General features: G+C 70.5%; 13 protein-coding genes. 6 read left to right on the forward strand and 7 right to left on the reverse strand.

Annotated features, from left to right (window positions below):
• Positions 1-135: 135 nt before the first annotated feature.
• The 5 genes from CCK91_RS06665 to CCK91_RS06685 all read right to left on the reverse strand — a co-directional run bounded on the left by CCK91_RS06665 (position 136) and on the right by CCK91_RS06685 (position 6310).
• Positions 136-1683, reverse strand: a complete 1548-nt coding sequence (locus CCK91_RS06665) for a GMC family oxidoreductase (protein WP_242664415.1) — start codon at positions 1681-1683, stop codon at positions 136-138.
• A complete protein-coding gene (locus tag CCK91_RS06670; RefSeq protein WP_086473395.1) occupies positions 1680-3080 on the reverse strand; it encodes an alpha/beta fold hydrolase in 1401 nt (466 codons plus the stop codon). Before CCK91_RS06670 ends, CCK91_RS06665 begins: the two co-directional genes overlap by 4 nt.
• The gene (locus tag CCK91_RS06675) at positions 3077-3976 is read right to left on the reverse strand and encodes an SDR family oxidoreductase (RefSeq protein WP_086473799.1); all 900 of its coding nucleotides are present in this window, start codon (positions 3974-3976) and stop codon (positions 3077-3079) included. The genes CCK91_RS06670 and CCK91_RS06675 overlap by 4 nt, the downstream gene beginning before the upstream one ends.
• A gap of 97 nt (positions 3977-4073) precedes the next feature.
• Complete coding sequence (locus tag CCK91_RS06680; protein ID WP_242664416.1) at positions 4074-5384, reverse strand: glycosyltransferase family 2 protein; 1311 nt, start codon at positions 5382-5384, stop codon at positions 4074-4076.
• Positions 5381-6310 (reverse strand): WcbI family polysaccharide biosynthesis putative acetyltransferase, encoded by a 930-nt coding sequence (locus tag CCK91_RS06685; protein ID WP_086473397.1) that lies wholly within the window; start codon positions 6308-6310, stop codon positions 5381-5383. The genes CCK91_RS06680 and CCK91_RS06685 overlap by 4 nt, the downstream gene beginning before the upstream one ends.
• Before the next feature lie 185 nt (positions 6311-6495).
• Between CCK91_RS06685 and CCK91_RS06690 the strand changes: the two genes are divergently transcribed.
• The 3 genes from CCK91_RS06690 to CCK91_RS06700 all read left to right on the forward strand — a co-directional run bounded on the left by CCK91_RS06690 (position 6496) and on the right by CCK91_RS06700 (position 10875).
• Entirely contained in the window at positions 6496-7113 is a 618-nt protein-coding gene (locus CCK91_RS06690; RefSeq protein WP_086473398.1) for a hypothetical protein, read from the forward strand.
• 245 nt (positions 7114-7358) lie between these two features.
• Positions 7359-9485 (forward strand): cytochrome c oxidase assembly protein, encoded by a 2127-nt coding sequence (locus tag CCK91_RS06695; RefSeq protein ID WP_242664417.1) that lies wholly within the window; start codon positions 7359-7361, stop codon positions 9483-9485.
• Positions 9430-10875, forward strand: coding sequence for a PepSY-associated TM helix domain-containing protein (locus CCK91_RS06700; RefSeq protein ID WP_086473399.1), 1446 nt, complete (start codon positions 9430-9432; stop codon positions 10873-10875). Before CCK91_RS06695 ends, CCK91_RS06700 begins: the two co-directional genes overlap by 56 nt.
• 39 nt (positions 10876-10914) lie before the next feature.
• Here the strand turns inward: CCK91_RS06700 and CCK91_RS06705 are convergent, their stop codons facing one another.
• Together CCK91_RS06705 and CCK91_RS06710 are read right to left on the reverse strand one after the other, a co-directional pair.
• Complete coding sequence (locus CCK91_RS06705; RefSeq protein WP_086473400.1) at positions 10915-11241, reverse strand: hypothetical protein; 327 nt, start codon at positions 11239-11241, stop codon at positions 10915-10917.
• 92 nt (positions 11242-11333) lie between these two features.
• Positions 11334-12152, reverse strand: coding sequence for a helix-turn-helix domain-containing protein (locus CCK91_RS06710; protein WP_086473401.1), 819 nt, complete (start codon positions 12150-12152; stop codon positions 11334-11336).
• Between the two features lie 111 nt (positions 12153-12263).
• On the opposite strand from CCK91_RS06710, the gene CCK91_RS06715 reads away from it, so the two are divergent.
• The 3 genes from CCK91_RS06715 to CCK91_RS06725 are packed head-to-tail and all read left to right on the forward strand — an operon-like array spanning position 12264 to position 15395.
• Positions 12264-13331, forward strand: a complete 1068-nt coding sequence (locus CCK91_RS06715) for an ABC transporter substrate-binding protein (RefSeq protein WP_086473402.1) — start codon at positions 12264-12266, stop codon at positions 13329-13331.
• 7 nt (positions 13332-13338) lie between these two features.
• Positions 13339-14346: an iron chelate uptake ABC transporter family permease subunit gene (locus CCK91_RS06720; RefSeq protein WP_242664418.1), complete on the forward strand. Its 1008-nt coding sequence runs from the start codon at positions 13339-13341 to the stop codon at positions 14344-14346.
• Positions 14346-15395 (forward strand): FecCD family ABC transporter permease, encoded by a 1050-nt coding sequence (locus CCK91_RS06725; protein ID WP_086473801.1) that lies wholly within the window; start codon positions 14346-14348, stop codon positions 15393-15395. The genes CCK91_RS06720 and CCK91_RS06725 overlap by 1 nt, the downstream gene beginning before the upstream one ends.
• Positions 15396-15434 lie beyond the last annotated feature (39 nt).

Below are 15434 nucleotides of genomic sequence, written 5' to 3' on the forward strand. Positions count from 1 at the left end.
TGGGATGGGCCCGGCCTGATGCGGTGCGTGTCATCTCATCGGGCATCGATGAAGGTACGGAGCGCCTCGACCCACTGGGTGCGAGTCAAGGCGCCACAGCACGGTCCGACTCCTCGCCGAGCCGTGCTGTGGCGGCTACCGGGCCGCGAGCAGCCGGTCGGCCGTGCGCAGCGACAGCGCCATCTGTGCCAGGCCCGGGTTCGCGGAGAGCGCGCTCGGGAACGTGGAGTTGTCGCAGATCCACAGGTTGTCGATGTCGTGCGATCGACCGTCCCCGTCGACCACGCCGTCACTCGGATCGTCGCTCATCCGGCACGTGCCGAGCGTGTGCGCCGTGCGCGCGAGCACCCTGGTGCTCCGTGCCCCGGCCGCCGTGAGGATGTCCGTCATCGTGCGGATGGCGTGGCGGTCGATGGCCTGCTCGTTGTCGCCGGGCGAGAACGAGATGGTCGCACGCGGTAGACCCCACTCGTCCTCCTCCGACGACAGCTCGAGCCGGTTGCCGTCGGTGGGCAGACACTCGGCGTTCATCCCGATGCCGGCGTTGTACCGGGACGCGTCGAGCTCGTCGACGAGCTCGGTGCCCCAAAGACCGCCGCCGCGCACGAGGGTGGTCGCGTAGTTGAACGGCATGACGCCGAGGCTTTGGAGCAGATATCCTCCGGCGAAGTCAGCACCTTCGGGGCGGACGAAGTCCTCGGTGATGAGCGCCGACGGGTAGCCGCGGTAGCCGCGGATCTGCTCGTCGAACCGTCCCCACACCTGCACCGCGCCATGGGCGAGGAAGTTCCGTCCGACCTGACCGCTGGCGTTCGCGAGGTCGTTGTGCAGCAGGAGCCGAGGAGTTTCCACCCCGCCGCCGGCCAACACGAGCACCTCGCAGCGCTGCCGCTTGTCGACGCCGTCCTGGCGATAGACGACCCCCGTCACCCGACCGCGGGCATCCCGCTCGATGGTGTGCACGACGGCGTCCGGCCTGATCTCCGCTCCCGCCGCGACCGCAGCAGGCAGGTACGTGATGGCGGTCGTCGCCTTCGCACCGTGGCGCTCGCCCTGGTGGATCGAGCCGACGTTCGTCGTGGCGCGTCGCAGGCCGTGGTGCGGCTGATCGCGGTCGCGCGTGATGATCGCGGCGGGTGCGTCGGTCGCACGGATACCGAGCGACTCGGCGCCTTTCGCCATGAGGTCTGCCGGAGCGTTGCGCTTCGGCGGCGCGTACAGGTAGCTGCGCGATGGGTCCCACGGATACGGCGTAGGCCCTGAGACGCCGATGGTCGCCTCGACCTCTTCGACGTAGCGGGTGAACTCCGCATGGTCGATTGGCCAGTCGCGCCCGAGACCGGTCTCGCTGCGCAGACGCAGGTCGCGGGCGTCCGGACGGGGCGTGAACGCGCCCCAGTGGACGGTGCCACCGCCGACGCCGAACCCGCTGTTGTTCGGGCCGAACGCCGTCGGAGCGTCTCCGCCGCTGAACCGGCTGGACATCCAGTTGATCGTCGTCGCGTCGACCTCGTCGGGCGTGGACTCCGCGGGGTCGTGATTCGGCCCGGCCTCGAGCGCGACGACGCGTAGCCCCGCCTCAGCGAGTCGCGCGAGCAGTGGTGCACCACCCGCACCGGTACCGACCACCACGACATCGACGCTGTCGTCGAGGTCGTAGGTCTTCATCGCGTCCAGGTTCACGCTGTGTCCTCCTGCTGCTGTGCGGGTGTGGGGGCGGGTGCCGCGCCGAGGTCGGCGGGCTCCCAGTCATCTCGGGTGTCGGCACCGAGCTCGCGGTAACCGGCGAAGTCGACGTCCTCAGCTCCGGTCGCGAACCCGTCGTACCCGACCCGGGCCAACGACGCGGGGTGGATGAGCCACTCCCGCGTGACGTCCACGCGCAGGTCCTCGAACCAGCGCCGCAGATCGTCTCCGTCGATGGCGCCCCCGGGGACGCCCTGGCCGTCGATCACGGCACGGATCACGGCATCCTGATCATCGGCCGAGTCCGGCCAAGCGGTTCGGAGGTCATCCAGCCCGGCGCGGTAGGCCTCGTCGTCCGTGAGTCCTCCGACCGGCCGCCATCCGTCGCCACCACCGGCTGCGAGGTCGGCGTCGACTCGCGCGGCGAGGTCGATCCGCCCACCCGCCGGCTGCGGAACCAGGCGAGCGGCGACGGCTCGGAGCAGGTCCAGCTGCTCCGTGCTCAGCACACGGGGCCGATACCGGGGGTCGTCCGGCAAGGCGCGGCGTGCCAGCGCACCCCGCACCCGCGGCGTGGTCCGCGGGGACGCGATGACGAGCCCCCATTCCGCGGGGACGATCGCACTGTGGGCGACGATCTCGTCCCACAGCTCGGTGATCGCGCGCGCCACCTCGACCGGACGCTCGAAGGAGAGCAGATGTCCGGCTCCGGCGAGCGACACGAATCGTGCGCGGGGGTAGACGTCCGAGAGCAGCTCGGGCTGCACCGCGGCTCCGAGAGCATCGTCCTGATCTCCGGCGAGCACGGTGCACGGGAGGTCGAGGGTGCCGACGGAGGACGCGATGTCCTCCACGCTCCCCTGCTCCAGCCAGCGGCGCCACGCGACGGGCGACATGGCCTGCACGGACGCCACGGCGGCGGTCTGCAGCTCGGCCGGCAGGGGCGCACCCACGTTGTCATCCACGAAGGTCTGCGCGTCCGCCACGGCGATGGGCCCGTCCTCGACCCAGGCGAGCATCTGGTGGCGCTTGGCGTCCGGCATCGGCTCGGGCGTGGGCGGTGACGGCGCGAGAAGCACGACACCGAGGAGGCCGAAGACGGGGACGTCGCCGTCGCGGACCCGGGCGGCGATCCCGGCGGCGACCTTGCCGCCCATGCTGTGGGCGCACAGCAGCCAGGGTCCGCCGTCGGCCTGCTCCGCGATCACGGCGAGGGCAGCGTCGACCTGCGAGTCGACCGAGCCGTCCGGCGCGTCGGCCGTGTCTCCCTGGCCGGGCAGCTCGACGGCGATCACCCGGAACCGAGCATCGAGCTCACGAGCCACGGGTGCGACCGCGGCGGCGTCGAGGCCCAGCCCGGGGAGGAAGAAGACCGTGCACGCAGCCGCGGTCACGGGGTGACCATGCCGCCGTTGACGTTCAGCGTCGCCCCGGAGACGTAGCCGGACTCCGCCGAGGCGAGGTAGACGTACGCCGGCGCGAGTTCAGCCGGCTGCCCGGCACGCTGGTAGGTGTTCTCGTCGTCGAAGTGCTCCATCTGCTCGTCGGAGACGCCGTCGGAGACCTGCAAGGCGGTCCACACTGGGCCGGGAGCGACCACGTTCACGCGGATCCCGCGCGAGGCGAGCTGCAGCGCGAGGCCCTTCGAGAGGTTGTTGATCGCGGCCTTCGTCGCCGCGTAGTCGAGCCGGTCGGGTGACGGCTTGTACGCCTCGAGCGACGCCGTGTTCACGATGCTCGCACCCTCGCCCAGGTGCTCGAGCGCCGCCTTGGTGATCCAGAAGTTCGCGAACACGTTCGTCCGGAAGGTCTCCTCGAACTGCTCGTCGCTGAGGTCTTCCACCCGGTCGACCGCGATCTGCTTGCCCGCATTGTTGACCAGGACGTCCAGGCCTCCGAGGAAGTCGGCGGCCTCCGCGACGAGCCGACGGCACTGGTCGGCGTGCGAGATGTCGGCGACGATCGCCTTGCCTCGGCGCCCTGCGTCGGCGATGAGCGACAGCACGTGCTCGGCGTCCTCCTCCTCACCCGGGAGGTGGGCGATGACCACGTCCGCACCTTCGCGGGCGAACGCGATCGCTGTGGCCGCACCGATACCGGAGTCGCCGCCCGTGATGAGCGCCTTCCGACCGGCCAGCCGTCCGCTGCCCCGGTAGCTCGCTTCACCGAGGTCGGGAACGGGGGTCATCCTGGCCTGCACGCCGGGCTCCGGCTGGTGCTGCAGTGGTGGCTCGACCCGGTCGTACTGGGTCACGGGGTTGGTCAGGTCGTACTGGTCGCGCGGAGACATGACGACCACGCTAAACGAGACGCAGGCCGGAACCGGTGGGGTTGCACTCAGTGCGTCCGGTGGTGCAGACGTGTGGAGCGCGTCGTCGCCGATCGGGTCAACAGAACGACGAGGGTCCGCCCCAGCCGCCGACCCAGGCCGCCACCCGGGGATCAGGCCGGAGCTGGTGGACACCGTCGGCGACGAGCTGCTGCGTCTCGAAGGCATCGGGACTGCCCCAGCGTTCCTCGCGCCGCCTGGCCCGCCGGGATCGCAGGCGGCCGAGCGACGCGCCGTCCGTGTCGACGAGCTCGACGGAGCCCACGTCCCCGGTGCCGAGGCGGCCGACGAGATCGATGATCCACGTCGGGTCGAGTATCACGATCGGACGGTCGAGCTCCCACGTCACTCGGGCGTCGACTCCGGCTGCTTCGCTGAGGACGCGCGGGTCTCCCCCGAGCTCCTCCGCTCCGCCGTCCTCGAGGACGAACCGCGCCTGCGGGAAGGCGGTGAACAGCGAGTCCGCTGCAACGAACCGAGCGGCCGCCGTGTGGACGCCCCGCAACCGCACGGCGAGATCCACCGTGTCCGACCACAGCGCCCGCGGCGCGGACCCCGACACGGGGATCGACGAGAGCAGTCGCATGGTCTGGGCGTTCGCGCGGTCCATGCCTGAGCCGTCGCGCTCGGCCCACTCGGGGCCGTCGTGCCATGCCACCGCGGTCGGGACATGGGCGAAGACCGCTCCCGCCTGCCACATGCGGTGCGCCCACTCCCAGTCCTCACCCCCGTAGGAGGTGAAGGACTCGTCGAATCCGCCGACCTCGTCGAACAGGCTCCGCGAGCATGCGATGACCGCGCCGATCATGAATCGATAGGAGCGGTCGTCCGCGTCGCGCAGATCCCGACTGCGCGCGTACTCGTCGGCGAGCCACGCCGGTTCGGCGAGCTCACGGCCGGTGGCCGCCTCGACGACCGGTGTCTCCGGGGCGACCCCGGCGAAATCGGCGTGGCGACGGCGCCCCACCGTGACCGCCTCGGGCAGCAGGGCGGGCAGCCGCGTGAGTGCGCGCACGTACCCCGGCTCGGGGACCGTGTCGGCATCGAGGAAGCACAACACCTCGCCACTGCTCGCCCGCGCGCCCAGGTTGCGGACGGCGGCAAGCCGGAACCCCTGGTCCTCCTGCCGGACGAGGATCACGTCGTCCGGAACCGACACGTCACCCGGGGATCCGTCGTCGGCGACGATCACCTCCAGGAGGTGACGCGGGTAGTCCTGCGCGGCGAGGGCGTGCAGGGTCCGGAGTAGCTCACCGGGCTGGTCGTAGTGCGCGACGATCGCCGAGACGCGTGGCAACGGATCAGGATGGACGTCGTCGAGCGTGTCCCATCGGTTGCCGACGACCCACGGCTGCGCACTCCCGGTCACGCGTTGCGCCACACGGAGAGCAGGGCCGCGAGCCGGTCGACGGCAGCGACGACGAACTCGGGGTGGGACGCATACCAATCGGTGTGGGCGGCGCGCACCTCGGCGTCGTCGACCTCGACGCCCTCGAGGATCCAGTGGTCGCGGGGCTCGTCCGTCAACGACCAGGCGTCGACGACCTCGGGTGCGATGGGGGCGCGCACCGCGTTGAGCAAAGGGCGTCCGGGGTCGGTGACGCCACCAGGGGCCCCCAGGGTTTCGAGGATGCGGGCGCCGAGCGGCAGCCAGATCGCGTTCCCCGGGTGGTTGACGGTGCGCGCGTGGTCGGCGGTGACCGAGTCGAAGAGGTCGGAGACCGGCACGTCGGTCGCAGCCTCGCGTCTCCGCAGTTCCTCGACGGAGGCGCGGCCGATCCCGCGCACGGCGTCCGGCTGGAGCGCAGACGCGACGGGGAGGCCTGCGGCGGCGGCGAGCGTCCGGACGTCGTGGTACGCCACGATCGGCGGGTTCTCCTCGACGCCGGGGACCCGGACGGCGGCCTGGAACGGATGCAAGCCCCCGAAGCGCACCGGCGTCACCGTGAGCACGCGGCCGCTCGTGGAGGCTGCCACCTGACGCGTGCCGAGAGGCAGATCGTGGTAATCGTCCCGAACGGGTTGCGACACCACGGTGTGCGCGACGCCCACCACTTCGTGCAGCCGCTCCGCGTCCTCGGGGGTCATCTCATGCACGGCAGGCACGCGCACGAACCTGCGGTCCGGCGCATCCATCACGGTGCGCAGGGATTCAGCCTGGCAGTTGCCGAGCACCACCCCGAAGTCCGTCGGCAACGGTGCGAGGCCGTAGAACTCCGCGTAGTGCTTGCGGCGTGCCTCCGCCGGCGACCCGGCGGGCGCAGCGGTCGTGCCCGGTTCCAGGGTGTGGCTCATGCGTCGACGGTATACCGTCGCCGTGCGTGGCGTGGTCCTGCCACATCGGGGTTGCGCCGGGACGCCGGGGTCTGCCATCAGCGTCGGACATGCGCGTCAGTACCGCGCTCCATCGGGGCGGCGCTGCTCGCCTGGCGGCACGGCGCGGCCTCATGACGGTGATGACGGTCTGCAAGAATGGGCACATGTCGTCCGCCCGCTCGACCCGCACCCTTCGTGGTGTGGTCGCCGCGGCGTTCTCGACCTTCGTCGCGCTCCTGTCGCACGTCGCCGGTGGCGGCTCCCTGCCCGGCGTCCTCGGTGTCGTCGTGCCACTCGTGTTCTCGACGCTCGTCTGCGTCCTGCTCGCGGGCAGACGGCTTTCGATCGTCCGTCTGTCAGTCTCCGTCGCGGTGAGTCAGGTCCTGTTCCACACGCTCTTCGTCCTCGGCACCGCCCAGGGCACCACCTCGACGACGACGCCGAGCGGCCACCTCTCCCACGGATCACCGGTGATCCTCGAGACGTCGTCGATGCCGATGATGCACGACGGCCACGCCGGTGCCGCCATGTGGTTCGCCCACCTCGTCGCCGGCCTCGTGACCATCGCCGCGCTCCACCGAGCCGAGACGCTGCTGTCGACGGCCGGAGCCATCACGGAGTTCGTCCTCGCACGGCTGGTGCCCGCGGTCCTCGCGGCCCTGGCGTCGCCGGTGCTGCCCGCGCGGGTGCTGCCGCAGCGTGACGTGCCGATCCTGCGCCCACTCGGCGTGTATCCGGAGACGACCGCCTTGCGCGGGCCTCCGGCGCTGTCCTTCCTCTGAGATCACGGCACGACCTCGCCGAGCTGCTCGCTCGGTCGACGGTCACCGCTGCGTGCGCATAGGACGCTTCCTCGACGACGACCCTCCAACCATGGTCGTCCCGACGCGCCGCGCACCGGCGGAGTGCCACCATTTCCGCCGCTCGGCCCTGCCCCGGCGCCCGTTCGGGTGCGATCGCGGGCTCGGCGGGTGAGCTGTGCCGCAGGGTTCGTCCACTCGAGCCCGCGGGAAAGGAGCCACCTCCTGTGGCCGAAACAACCATTCCGTCGAATGCGCCCGAAGCCGATCCGAGCGGTGAGCGAGGCCCGTCGCCCGTCCTCGTGCCGATCCGTGCACCTGAAGCCGTCATGCTGGCCGCGTTGCCGGTGGCGGTCGTCGTGGCGCTCTCCGCGCTGCAGTTCACCGGTGCGTTCACGACCGGCACGCTGCTGTCGGATCCGGGGGTGATCGTCACTCGCGGTCTGCCGGTCGCGAGGGTCGTCCACGATGCGGCAGCGTCGGTCACGATCGGCCTGCTCATCGCTGCGACCTTCCTGCTGCCAGGGCAGCGGATCCTCCCGGGTGTCGTGTCGTTCTCGCAGTCGAAGGCGATCCGCTGGGCGGCCTGGGCGGCCTCCGTCTGGCTCGCGGCGGGAATCGCAGTGCTGGTGTTCACCGCGGCGAACTCCATCGGTGTGCCGGTGTCCTCGCCGACGTTCGCGAAGACCTTCGTGTTCTACGCGACGCAGTTGGAACTCGGGCAGACCCTGGTGTGCTCGCTCGCGTGCGTGCTGGTGGTGTTCTGCATCGTGCTCCTCGCCCGCCGTCTGGCGTGGATCGCCGCCGCGAACGCGATCGCCGTCTTCGCACTGCTTCCGCTGTCCCTGTCTGGTCATGCTGCAGGCTCCGACGAGCACGGCAACGCGGTCAACTCGCTCGCGATCCACCTGATCGGCGTCACCGCCTGGGTCGGCGGTCTCGTGGCCGTGATCCTGCTCCGTCGGAAGATCGGTGATCAGATCGGCGCGGTCGTCGCACGCTACTCGGTGCTCGCCGGTTGGGCGTTCGGTGCGGTGGCCTTCTCGGGCTTCGTGAACGCCTCGCTGCGACTCGCGGGCCCGACGGACCTCCTCACCCAGTATGGGCTGCTCCTGGTCGCGAAGACCGTCGCGCTCGTGCTGCTCGGACTCGCCGGCGTGTGGCACCGGCTCCGGCTCATCCCCCGGCTGCAGGCCGAACCCGGGAAGCGGTCGACGTTCATCCGGCTCGCGGTCGTCGAGGTCGTCGTCATGGCGGTCACGATGGGCGTCTCGGTCGCGTTGTCGCGCAGCCAACCGCCGGTGTCGCAGGAGCCGGTCGCCGACGACGTCCGCCGCCGGCTCCTCGGGTTCGCCTACCCGCCGGAGGTGACGCCACTGCGGATGTTCACCGAGTGGCACGTCGACTGGATGTGGGCCGGCCTCGCCGTGGTCGGTGCGGCCTGGTACCTGTGGGCGTTCCGGACGCTCCGGCGCCGCGGCGACGCCTGGCCCGTGGTCCGCCTGATCGCTTGGCTGGCCGGCTGCGCGGCGCTGTTGTACGCGACCAGCGGTGGCCTCGCCGTGTACGGGCAGATCCACTTCAGCACGCACATGCTGCAGCACATGGCGCTCATGATGATCGTGCCGCCGTTGCTCGTCCTGGGCGGCCCGATCCTCCTCGCACTGCGAACCCTGCCGAGTCGCACCGACGGAGGCCGAGGCCTCCGGGAGTGGATCCTCGCCGTCGTGCACTCGCGGTACCTGCGGCTGCTGTCGAAACCGGCCGTCGCAGGAGTGCTCTTCGCCGGGAGTCTGGTGGTGTTCTACTACACGGGTTGGTTCGAGTGGGCGATGCTCGCCCACCAGGGTCACATCCTGATGACGGTGCACTTCCTCGCCACCGGGTACCTGTTCTTCTGGGTCCTCATCGGCATCGACCCGGGCCCGAACCGCCCGGCCTACCCGTTCCGGATCATCCTGCTGCTCGCGACCCTCGCCTTCCACGCCTTCTTCGGACTCGCGATCATGTCGAGCGCCACCGTGCTCGCCGAAGGGTGGTGGACCGCCCTCGGCTACACGAACACCGCAGCCCTCCTCGCCGATCAGGCGGTCGGCGGCGGCATCGCGTGGAGCGTCGGCGAGATCCCGGCCGTCCTCGTCGCCCTGATCGTCGTGTCCCAGTGGGTGCGGAGTGACGAACGTGCCGCGAAACGCTACGACCGCCGTGCAGACCGCGACGGGACGCGGAACTCACCGACTACAACGCCCGCCTCGCCCGCATCAACGACCACGACCAGGCTCCTCGAAAGGACCACCCGTGACCACACACGCACCGACCCAACTCGACGCCGACGGCCCACCCCCGAAACCTGACCGCAGCCGAGGCTGGTTCTCGCAGTTGCTGCTCCGCCTCCACTTCATCGCCGCGATCTTCGTCGGACCGTTCATCCTCGTCGCGGCGACCAGCGGCGCGCTCTACGCCCTGACCCCGCAACTCGAGCAGCTCGTGTACGCCGAGCAGCTCCATGCGCCGGAGGCCGACGAGTATCTGCCGCTCGCAGACCAGATCGAAGCTGCGAACGCGTACACGAAGGACCAGGACACCATCGTCGCCGTGCGCCCCGCACCGAACCCCGGCGACACCACGCGCGTCATGTACACCGGTGACGGGCTCGGCGAGAGCGAGACCCGCGCCGTGTTCGTCGACCCGGCCACCGCCCAGATCCGCGGCGACCTCACCGCGTACGGCACCAGCGGAGCACTGCCGCTGCGCACCTGGATCGACCAGCTCCACCGCAACCTGCACCTCGGCGAGGTCGGACGCCTCTACAGCGAACTCGCCGCCTCCTGGCTCGGTGTCGTCGCCCTCGCCGGCCTCGGCCTCTGGATCGCCCGCATCCGCAAAGCTCGCACCAAGAAGGACTTCGTCCGCCCGAACAACCGAGCCAAGGGGTACCGGCGCATCCTCTCCTGGCACACCTCCACCGGCATCTGGCTCCTCGTCGGCGCACTGTTCCTCTCCGCAACCGGCATCACCTGGTCGCAGTACGGCGGCGGCAACGTCGGCACCCTCCGCGCCGCCTTCGACTGGTCCACGCCATCCGTGACCACCGACCTCGGCGGTGAGTCCGCACCGGCCGATGAGCATGCCGGCCACGGAGGCACCGTGGCTCCCACATCCGATCCCGAGACGGTGACGGCGAACCCGGCGACATTCGACGCGGTGCTCTCCGTCGCCCGGGAGGTCAACGTCAACACGGGCCTCGTCGAGATCACGCCACCGGCCACCGCGGGCACGGCGTGGGTGGTGCAGGAGATCCAGCGCAGTTTCCCGACCGAGGTCGACGCGGTCGCGATCGACGGACGGACGATGCAGGTCACCGATCGGGTCGACTTCGCGGACTACCCCCTCGCCGCGAAGCTCACCCGATGGGGCGTCGACACCCACATGGGCTCCATGTTCGGCCTCCCGAACCAGCTGCTCCTCTTCGCCCTCGCGTCCGGGATCATCGCCATGATCGTCTGGGGCTACGTCATGTGGTGGCAGCGACGACCGACCCGCGAGCCTGGACGCATCGTCGGCCGCACACCAGCGCGCGGCGCGATCCGCCGTGCACCCTGGTGGGGCATCGTCGCGGTCCTCGTCGTCGCGGCCGGTATCGGCACGCTCCTGCCGCTCCTCGGCCTCAGCCTGGCCGCCTTCGTCGTGGTCGACGTCCTGCTCGGACTCCGAGCCCGCCTACGATCGGCCGAGACCGGTTGATCGCTGAGGAGCGATGCGGAGAGGTCACGCTGGGTGGATTCAGGCGGTGACGACTGCAATGACGAGCAGCACGACGGTCGCCGCAAGCACTCCCAGGGACACGGCCCGCGTACGGCTCCGGTGCGCCGGCGGCACCGCCAGCGGGAAGGAGACTGCCATGACCAGCCCGGCGAAGAGTGCAATCGGGGTTCCGAAGAGCAGGCTGTAGCCGTGGACGTCGCGTTCGTCCCAGCCGAACCGGCTCGACACCACCATCCAGATCGCCAGCAGGAACACGGTGGCGGCCGCGGCGGCGACGACACCGGCGATCACCCGGAGGACGAGACGTGTCCGGGTGGTCGCCCGCCGTGCGTGCGGGTGGGCCATACGGCCACCCTAGAGCGGAAGCAGCGGCGTCGGCCAGACCGACGGAGACGGTCGCTCTCCCCAAGTCGCCTGAAGCCGCATCCGACTTCGCGTCAGATGACCTCCGCCGACCGGCTCCTCGCGGCGTAGACGGCGGGGGTCACGGAGAACCGGGCCCGGAAGGCCCCGATGAAGCTGCTCACCGACTCGTAGCCGACCGCGGGTGCGACATCCTGTACGGCGGCACCCTGTCCGAGCATGCCCGCGGCAGCATGCAGGCGCACGCGGACCCGCCACTCACGGAAGGTGCATCCCGTGCCGTCCACGAACGCCCGGCCGATCGTCTTCGAGCTGACACCTGCCGCCGAGGCCCAATCGTCGAGCCCGCGCGGGTCGGCGGGGTCCGCCATCAGGGCCGACGCGATGGCACGCGCGCGCGGCTCACGGGGCATGGCCAACGCCTCGTCATCGCGAGCCGCAGCCGACAGCAGGTCGACCAGGAGCGTCCAGCACCGCCATCGACGTCGGCCGGCCGGATCGGCCTCCAGCAGGTGCGCCAGCAGCGCTCCCGACAGGTCGTCGACCCGGACGGTCCGTGCACCGTTCCACCGGCCGCCCTGGGGGCGCAGTTCCGGGTCGGCGTAGACGCTGATGAGCTCGCCGGGCTCGCTGAAGCTCATTTCGTGCACCATCCCCGCGGGGATCCATGCGAGGTGCTCTCGCCGCAGTCGCCGTCGATCGCCGAGGACCGACACCTCCATCGCGCCGGAACTCATCCACGCGAGTTGGTCCTCGCGGTGGGAGTGCTCGTCGAACCGTGTCGTCGCGTCGACCCGCGAGCGGGAAACCCGGAACTCCCCCGATGTCCCTTCGGCGTCATCCAGCGGGCCGAGGAGCTTGATTTCGCCGTCCGAGTGATCGCGACCAGACATCCAGCTGTCTCCATTCGACAAGTCCTGTCCACTCAGCGCGATAGCGCGAAGCGATTAGGCAAGGCTAACCTGACTGTCGTCATCCCGCCAGCCGAACCGATGAAGGACCCCATGATCGTCCCGAAGCACCACCGCGCCCCGAGCGCGAGGACCGCTCGTCTGCTTGCCGCGGTGAGCGCGCTCGCCCTCGTCGGTGTCGCGCTCTCCGCCTGCTCGAGCGCCGCGTCGACCACCGCCGAGAACCCGAACTACACGACCGAGCCGAGCGACTCGTTCCCGGTGACGATCGAGCACGAGTACGGCGAGACGGTGATCCCGTCGGAGCCGCAGCGGATCGTCGTGGTCGGTCTGACCGAGCAGGACATCCTCCTCGAACTCGGTGTCACACCGATCGCGACGACGGAGTGGTACGGCGAGCAGCCGTATGCGGTGTGGCCGTGGGCGACGGATCTCCTGGGCGATGCCGAGCCGACCGTCCTCACCACGACCGACGGGTTCGAGTACGAGAAGATCGCGTCACTGCGGCCGGACCTGATCATCGGGACGAACGCCGGCATGACCGAGGAGAACTACGGGAAGCTCGCGGAGATCGCGCCGACCGTGACCAATGAGGAGGGCGCTGGGCTCTACTTCGCGGACTGGCGGGACCAGACCAGGATGGTCTCCAAAGCCGTGGGTCGGTCGGCGGAAGGCGAGGCGCTCATCACCGGCGTCGACGAGGCCTACGCGGCGGCGGCAGCAGCGCACCCGGAGTTCGCGGGCCTCACGGCGACCTTCTCGCAGGGTGGGCCGTGGGACGGCAACCTGTGGGTCTACCCCGACGGCCTCAACACCGACTTCCTGACGGATCTCGGGTTCACGATCACGCCCGGGCTGCAGCAGTACGTCCCGAGCGAGGGCGGACAGGCGCAGATCGCCGCGGAGAACGTCGGTGTCATCGACGCTGACGTGATCGTCTTCGCCACGGAGTCCGCGGATGCCGTCCAGGAAGTGCTGGGCTTCGGCACCACCTCGAGCCTCGACGCCGTGACCGGCGGGCGAGCGGTCTTCACCGACGGCGAGCTCGCCGGCGCGATCTACTTCCTCACCCCACTCAGCCAGAAGTACGTCCTCGAGCAGCTGGTGCCGCGCCTGGTGGACGCCGTCGCTGGCACAGCTCCGCAGAGCGTCGACGGCTGACCCGTCGGTGACCTCGCGCACCCCCCGCGGGCGCCGTTCGCTGGGGCTCTGGATCGCGGTCGCGGCACTCGCGACCGCGATCCTGCTCAGCGTCCTCGTGGGGTCCCACCCCGTCGGCCCGAGCGACGTCTGGCGGGCACTCACGAGGCCCGACGGCTCCGTCACCGATCTGGTCGTCCTCGATCTGCGGATCCCCCGCACCGTGGCGGGACTCGTCGTCGGCGTCGGGCTGGGCGTCTCCGGCGCCCTGATCCAGGGCCTCACCCGCAATCCCCTCGGTGATCCGGGCATCCTCGGCGTCGACGCGGGCGCGGCACTCTTCGTCGCGATCGGTGTCCTGTTCGGCGCTCGCACGCCCGTGCAGTACCTACCGTTCGCCTTCCTGGGAGCCCTGGTCGTGACGGCACTCGTCTACGTGATCGGCTCGTCAGGACGTGGTGGCGCGGATCCGGTCCGGCTGACCCTCGCCGGCGTCGCCCTGGCAGCGGTGCTCAGCGGCATCACGACCGCGATGATGCTCCTCGACCCTGTGACGTTCAGGCAGCTCCGCGGGTGGAACGCCGGGTCCTTCGTCGAGCGCGGCTTCGACGTCATCCTGCCGGCACTCCCCTTCGTCGTCGCGGGCGTCGTCATCGCACTGTTCAGTGCTCGATCGCTGAACGCCCTGGCATTGGGCGACGATCTCGCCTCCTCACTCGGCACGCGCCTCGTGAGCACCCGCGTGCTCGCGGTCGTCGCGATCACCCTGCTGGCGGGCGGGGCGACCGCGATCGCCGGACCGGTCGGCTTCGTCGGCCTGATGGTGCCCCACATCGCGCGGTGGATCGTCGGCCCCGACCAGCGGTGGATCGTGGCGTACTCGATCCTGATCGCGCCGGCCGTGCTGCTCACGTCCGACGTGATCGGTCGTGTGATCCTCTGGCCGAGTGACGTCCCGGTCGGGATCGTCACCGCGTTCATCGGTGCGCCCGTGTTGATCCACCTCGTGCGGCGCGCGAAGGCGAGCACACTGTGATCGGGGTCGAAACGGGACCCCGCGCGGTCGTGTGGCGTCGACGCTCGCTCTCCCTCCGCGTCCGGCTGCGCACGATCATCGTGTGCGGGGTGTTCTGCGCGATCCTCCTCGCCCTGGCGCTGCTCGCGCTGTGTCTCGGCGATCTGCCCCTGTCGGTCGACGAGGTGGCGTCGGCGTTCGTCGGTGGGTCAGGCGGTCTGGTGCGGACGGTGGTGCTCGAGTGGCGCCTCCCGCGGGTCCTCGCAGCGCTGCTCTTCGGAGGGGCCCTCGGACTCTCCGGCGCGATCTTCCAGTCCCTCACCCGCAACCCACTCGCAAGCCCTGACATCATCGGGCTCACCGCGGGATCGTACGCGGGCGGTCTCATCGTGATCATCGTGATCGGTGCGGGTGCCGGGTCGGCCGCCGTCGCGGGTGGTGCCATCGGTGGCGGGCTGATCGCCACAGCGCTGGTCTACCTCCTCAGCTACCGTCGAGGCGTCCAGGGCTTCCGTCTCATCGTCGTGGGCATCGGTGTCTCCGCCATGCTCGAAGCGCTCAGCTCATACCTTGTACTCAGGGCGAAGCTCGAAGTCGCGATGCTCGCCACCGTGTGGGGTGCCGGCTCGCTGAACAGCGTGGGTTGGGCGCAACTCCTCCCCGCCGCAGTGGTGATCTTGGCCGTCATCATCGCCCTCGGTCCGCTCGGCGGATCACTCCGTCAGCTCGAGCTCGGCGACGACGCGGCGAAGGCGCTGGGCTCGCGGGTCGAACGCTCACGCCTCGGTCTCGTGGCGTGCGCCGTCGCGCTCACGGCTGTCGTCACGGGCGCGGCCGGACCCATCGCGTTCGTCGCCCTCGCCGCCCCGCAGATCGCGCAGCGGATCACCCGCACCGCCGGCATCGCACTGGTGCCGTCCGCCCTGCTCGGGGCGCTCGTGCTGCTCGCATCCGACATCGTCGCGCAGCACCTGTTGCCGACATCGCTGCCGGTGGGGGTCGTCACCGTGATCGTGGGTGGCGGCTACCTCGTGTGGCTCCTCGTCCACGAGATCCGCAGGCGCTCGTGACCGTTCTGTCGTGAGGACCGGGGATACCCCCTCACCCCA

The sequence above is a fragment of the Plantibacter elymi (nom. nud.) genome (assembly GCF_900177795.1).
In the GTDB taxonomy this organism is placed as follows: Bacteria; Actinomycetota; Actinomycetes; order Actinomycetales; family Microbacteriaceae; genus Plantibacter; species Plantibacter elymi.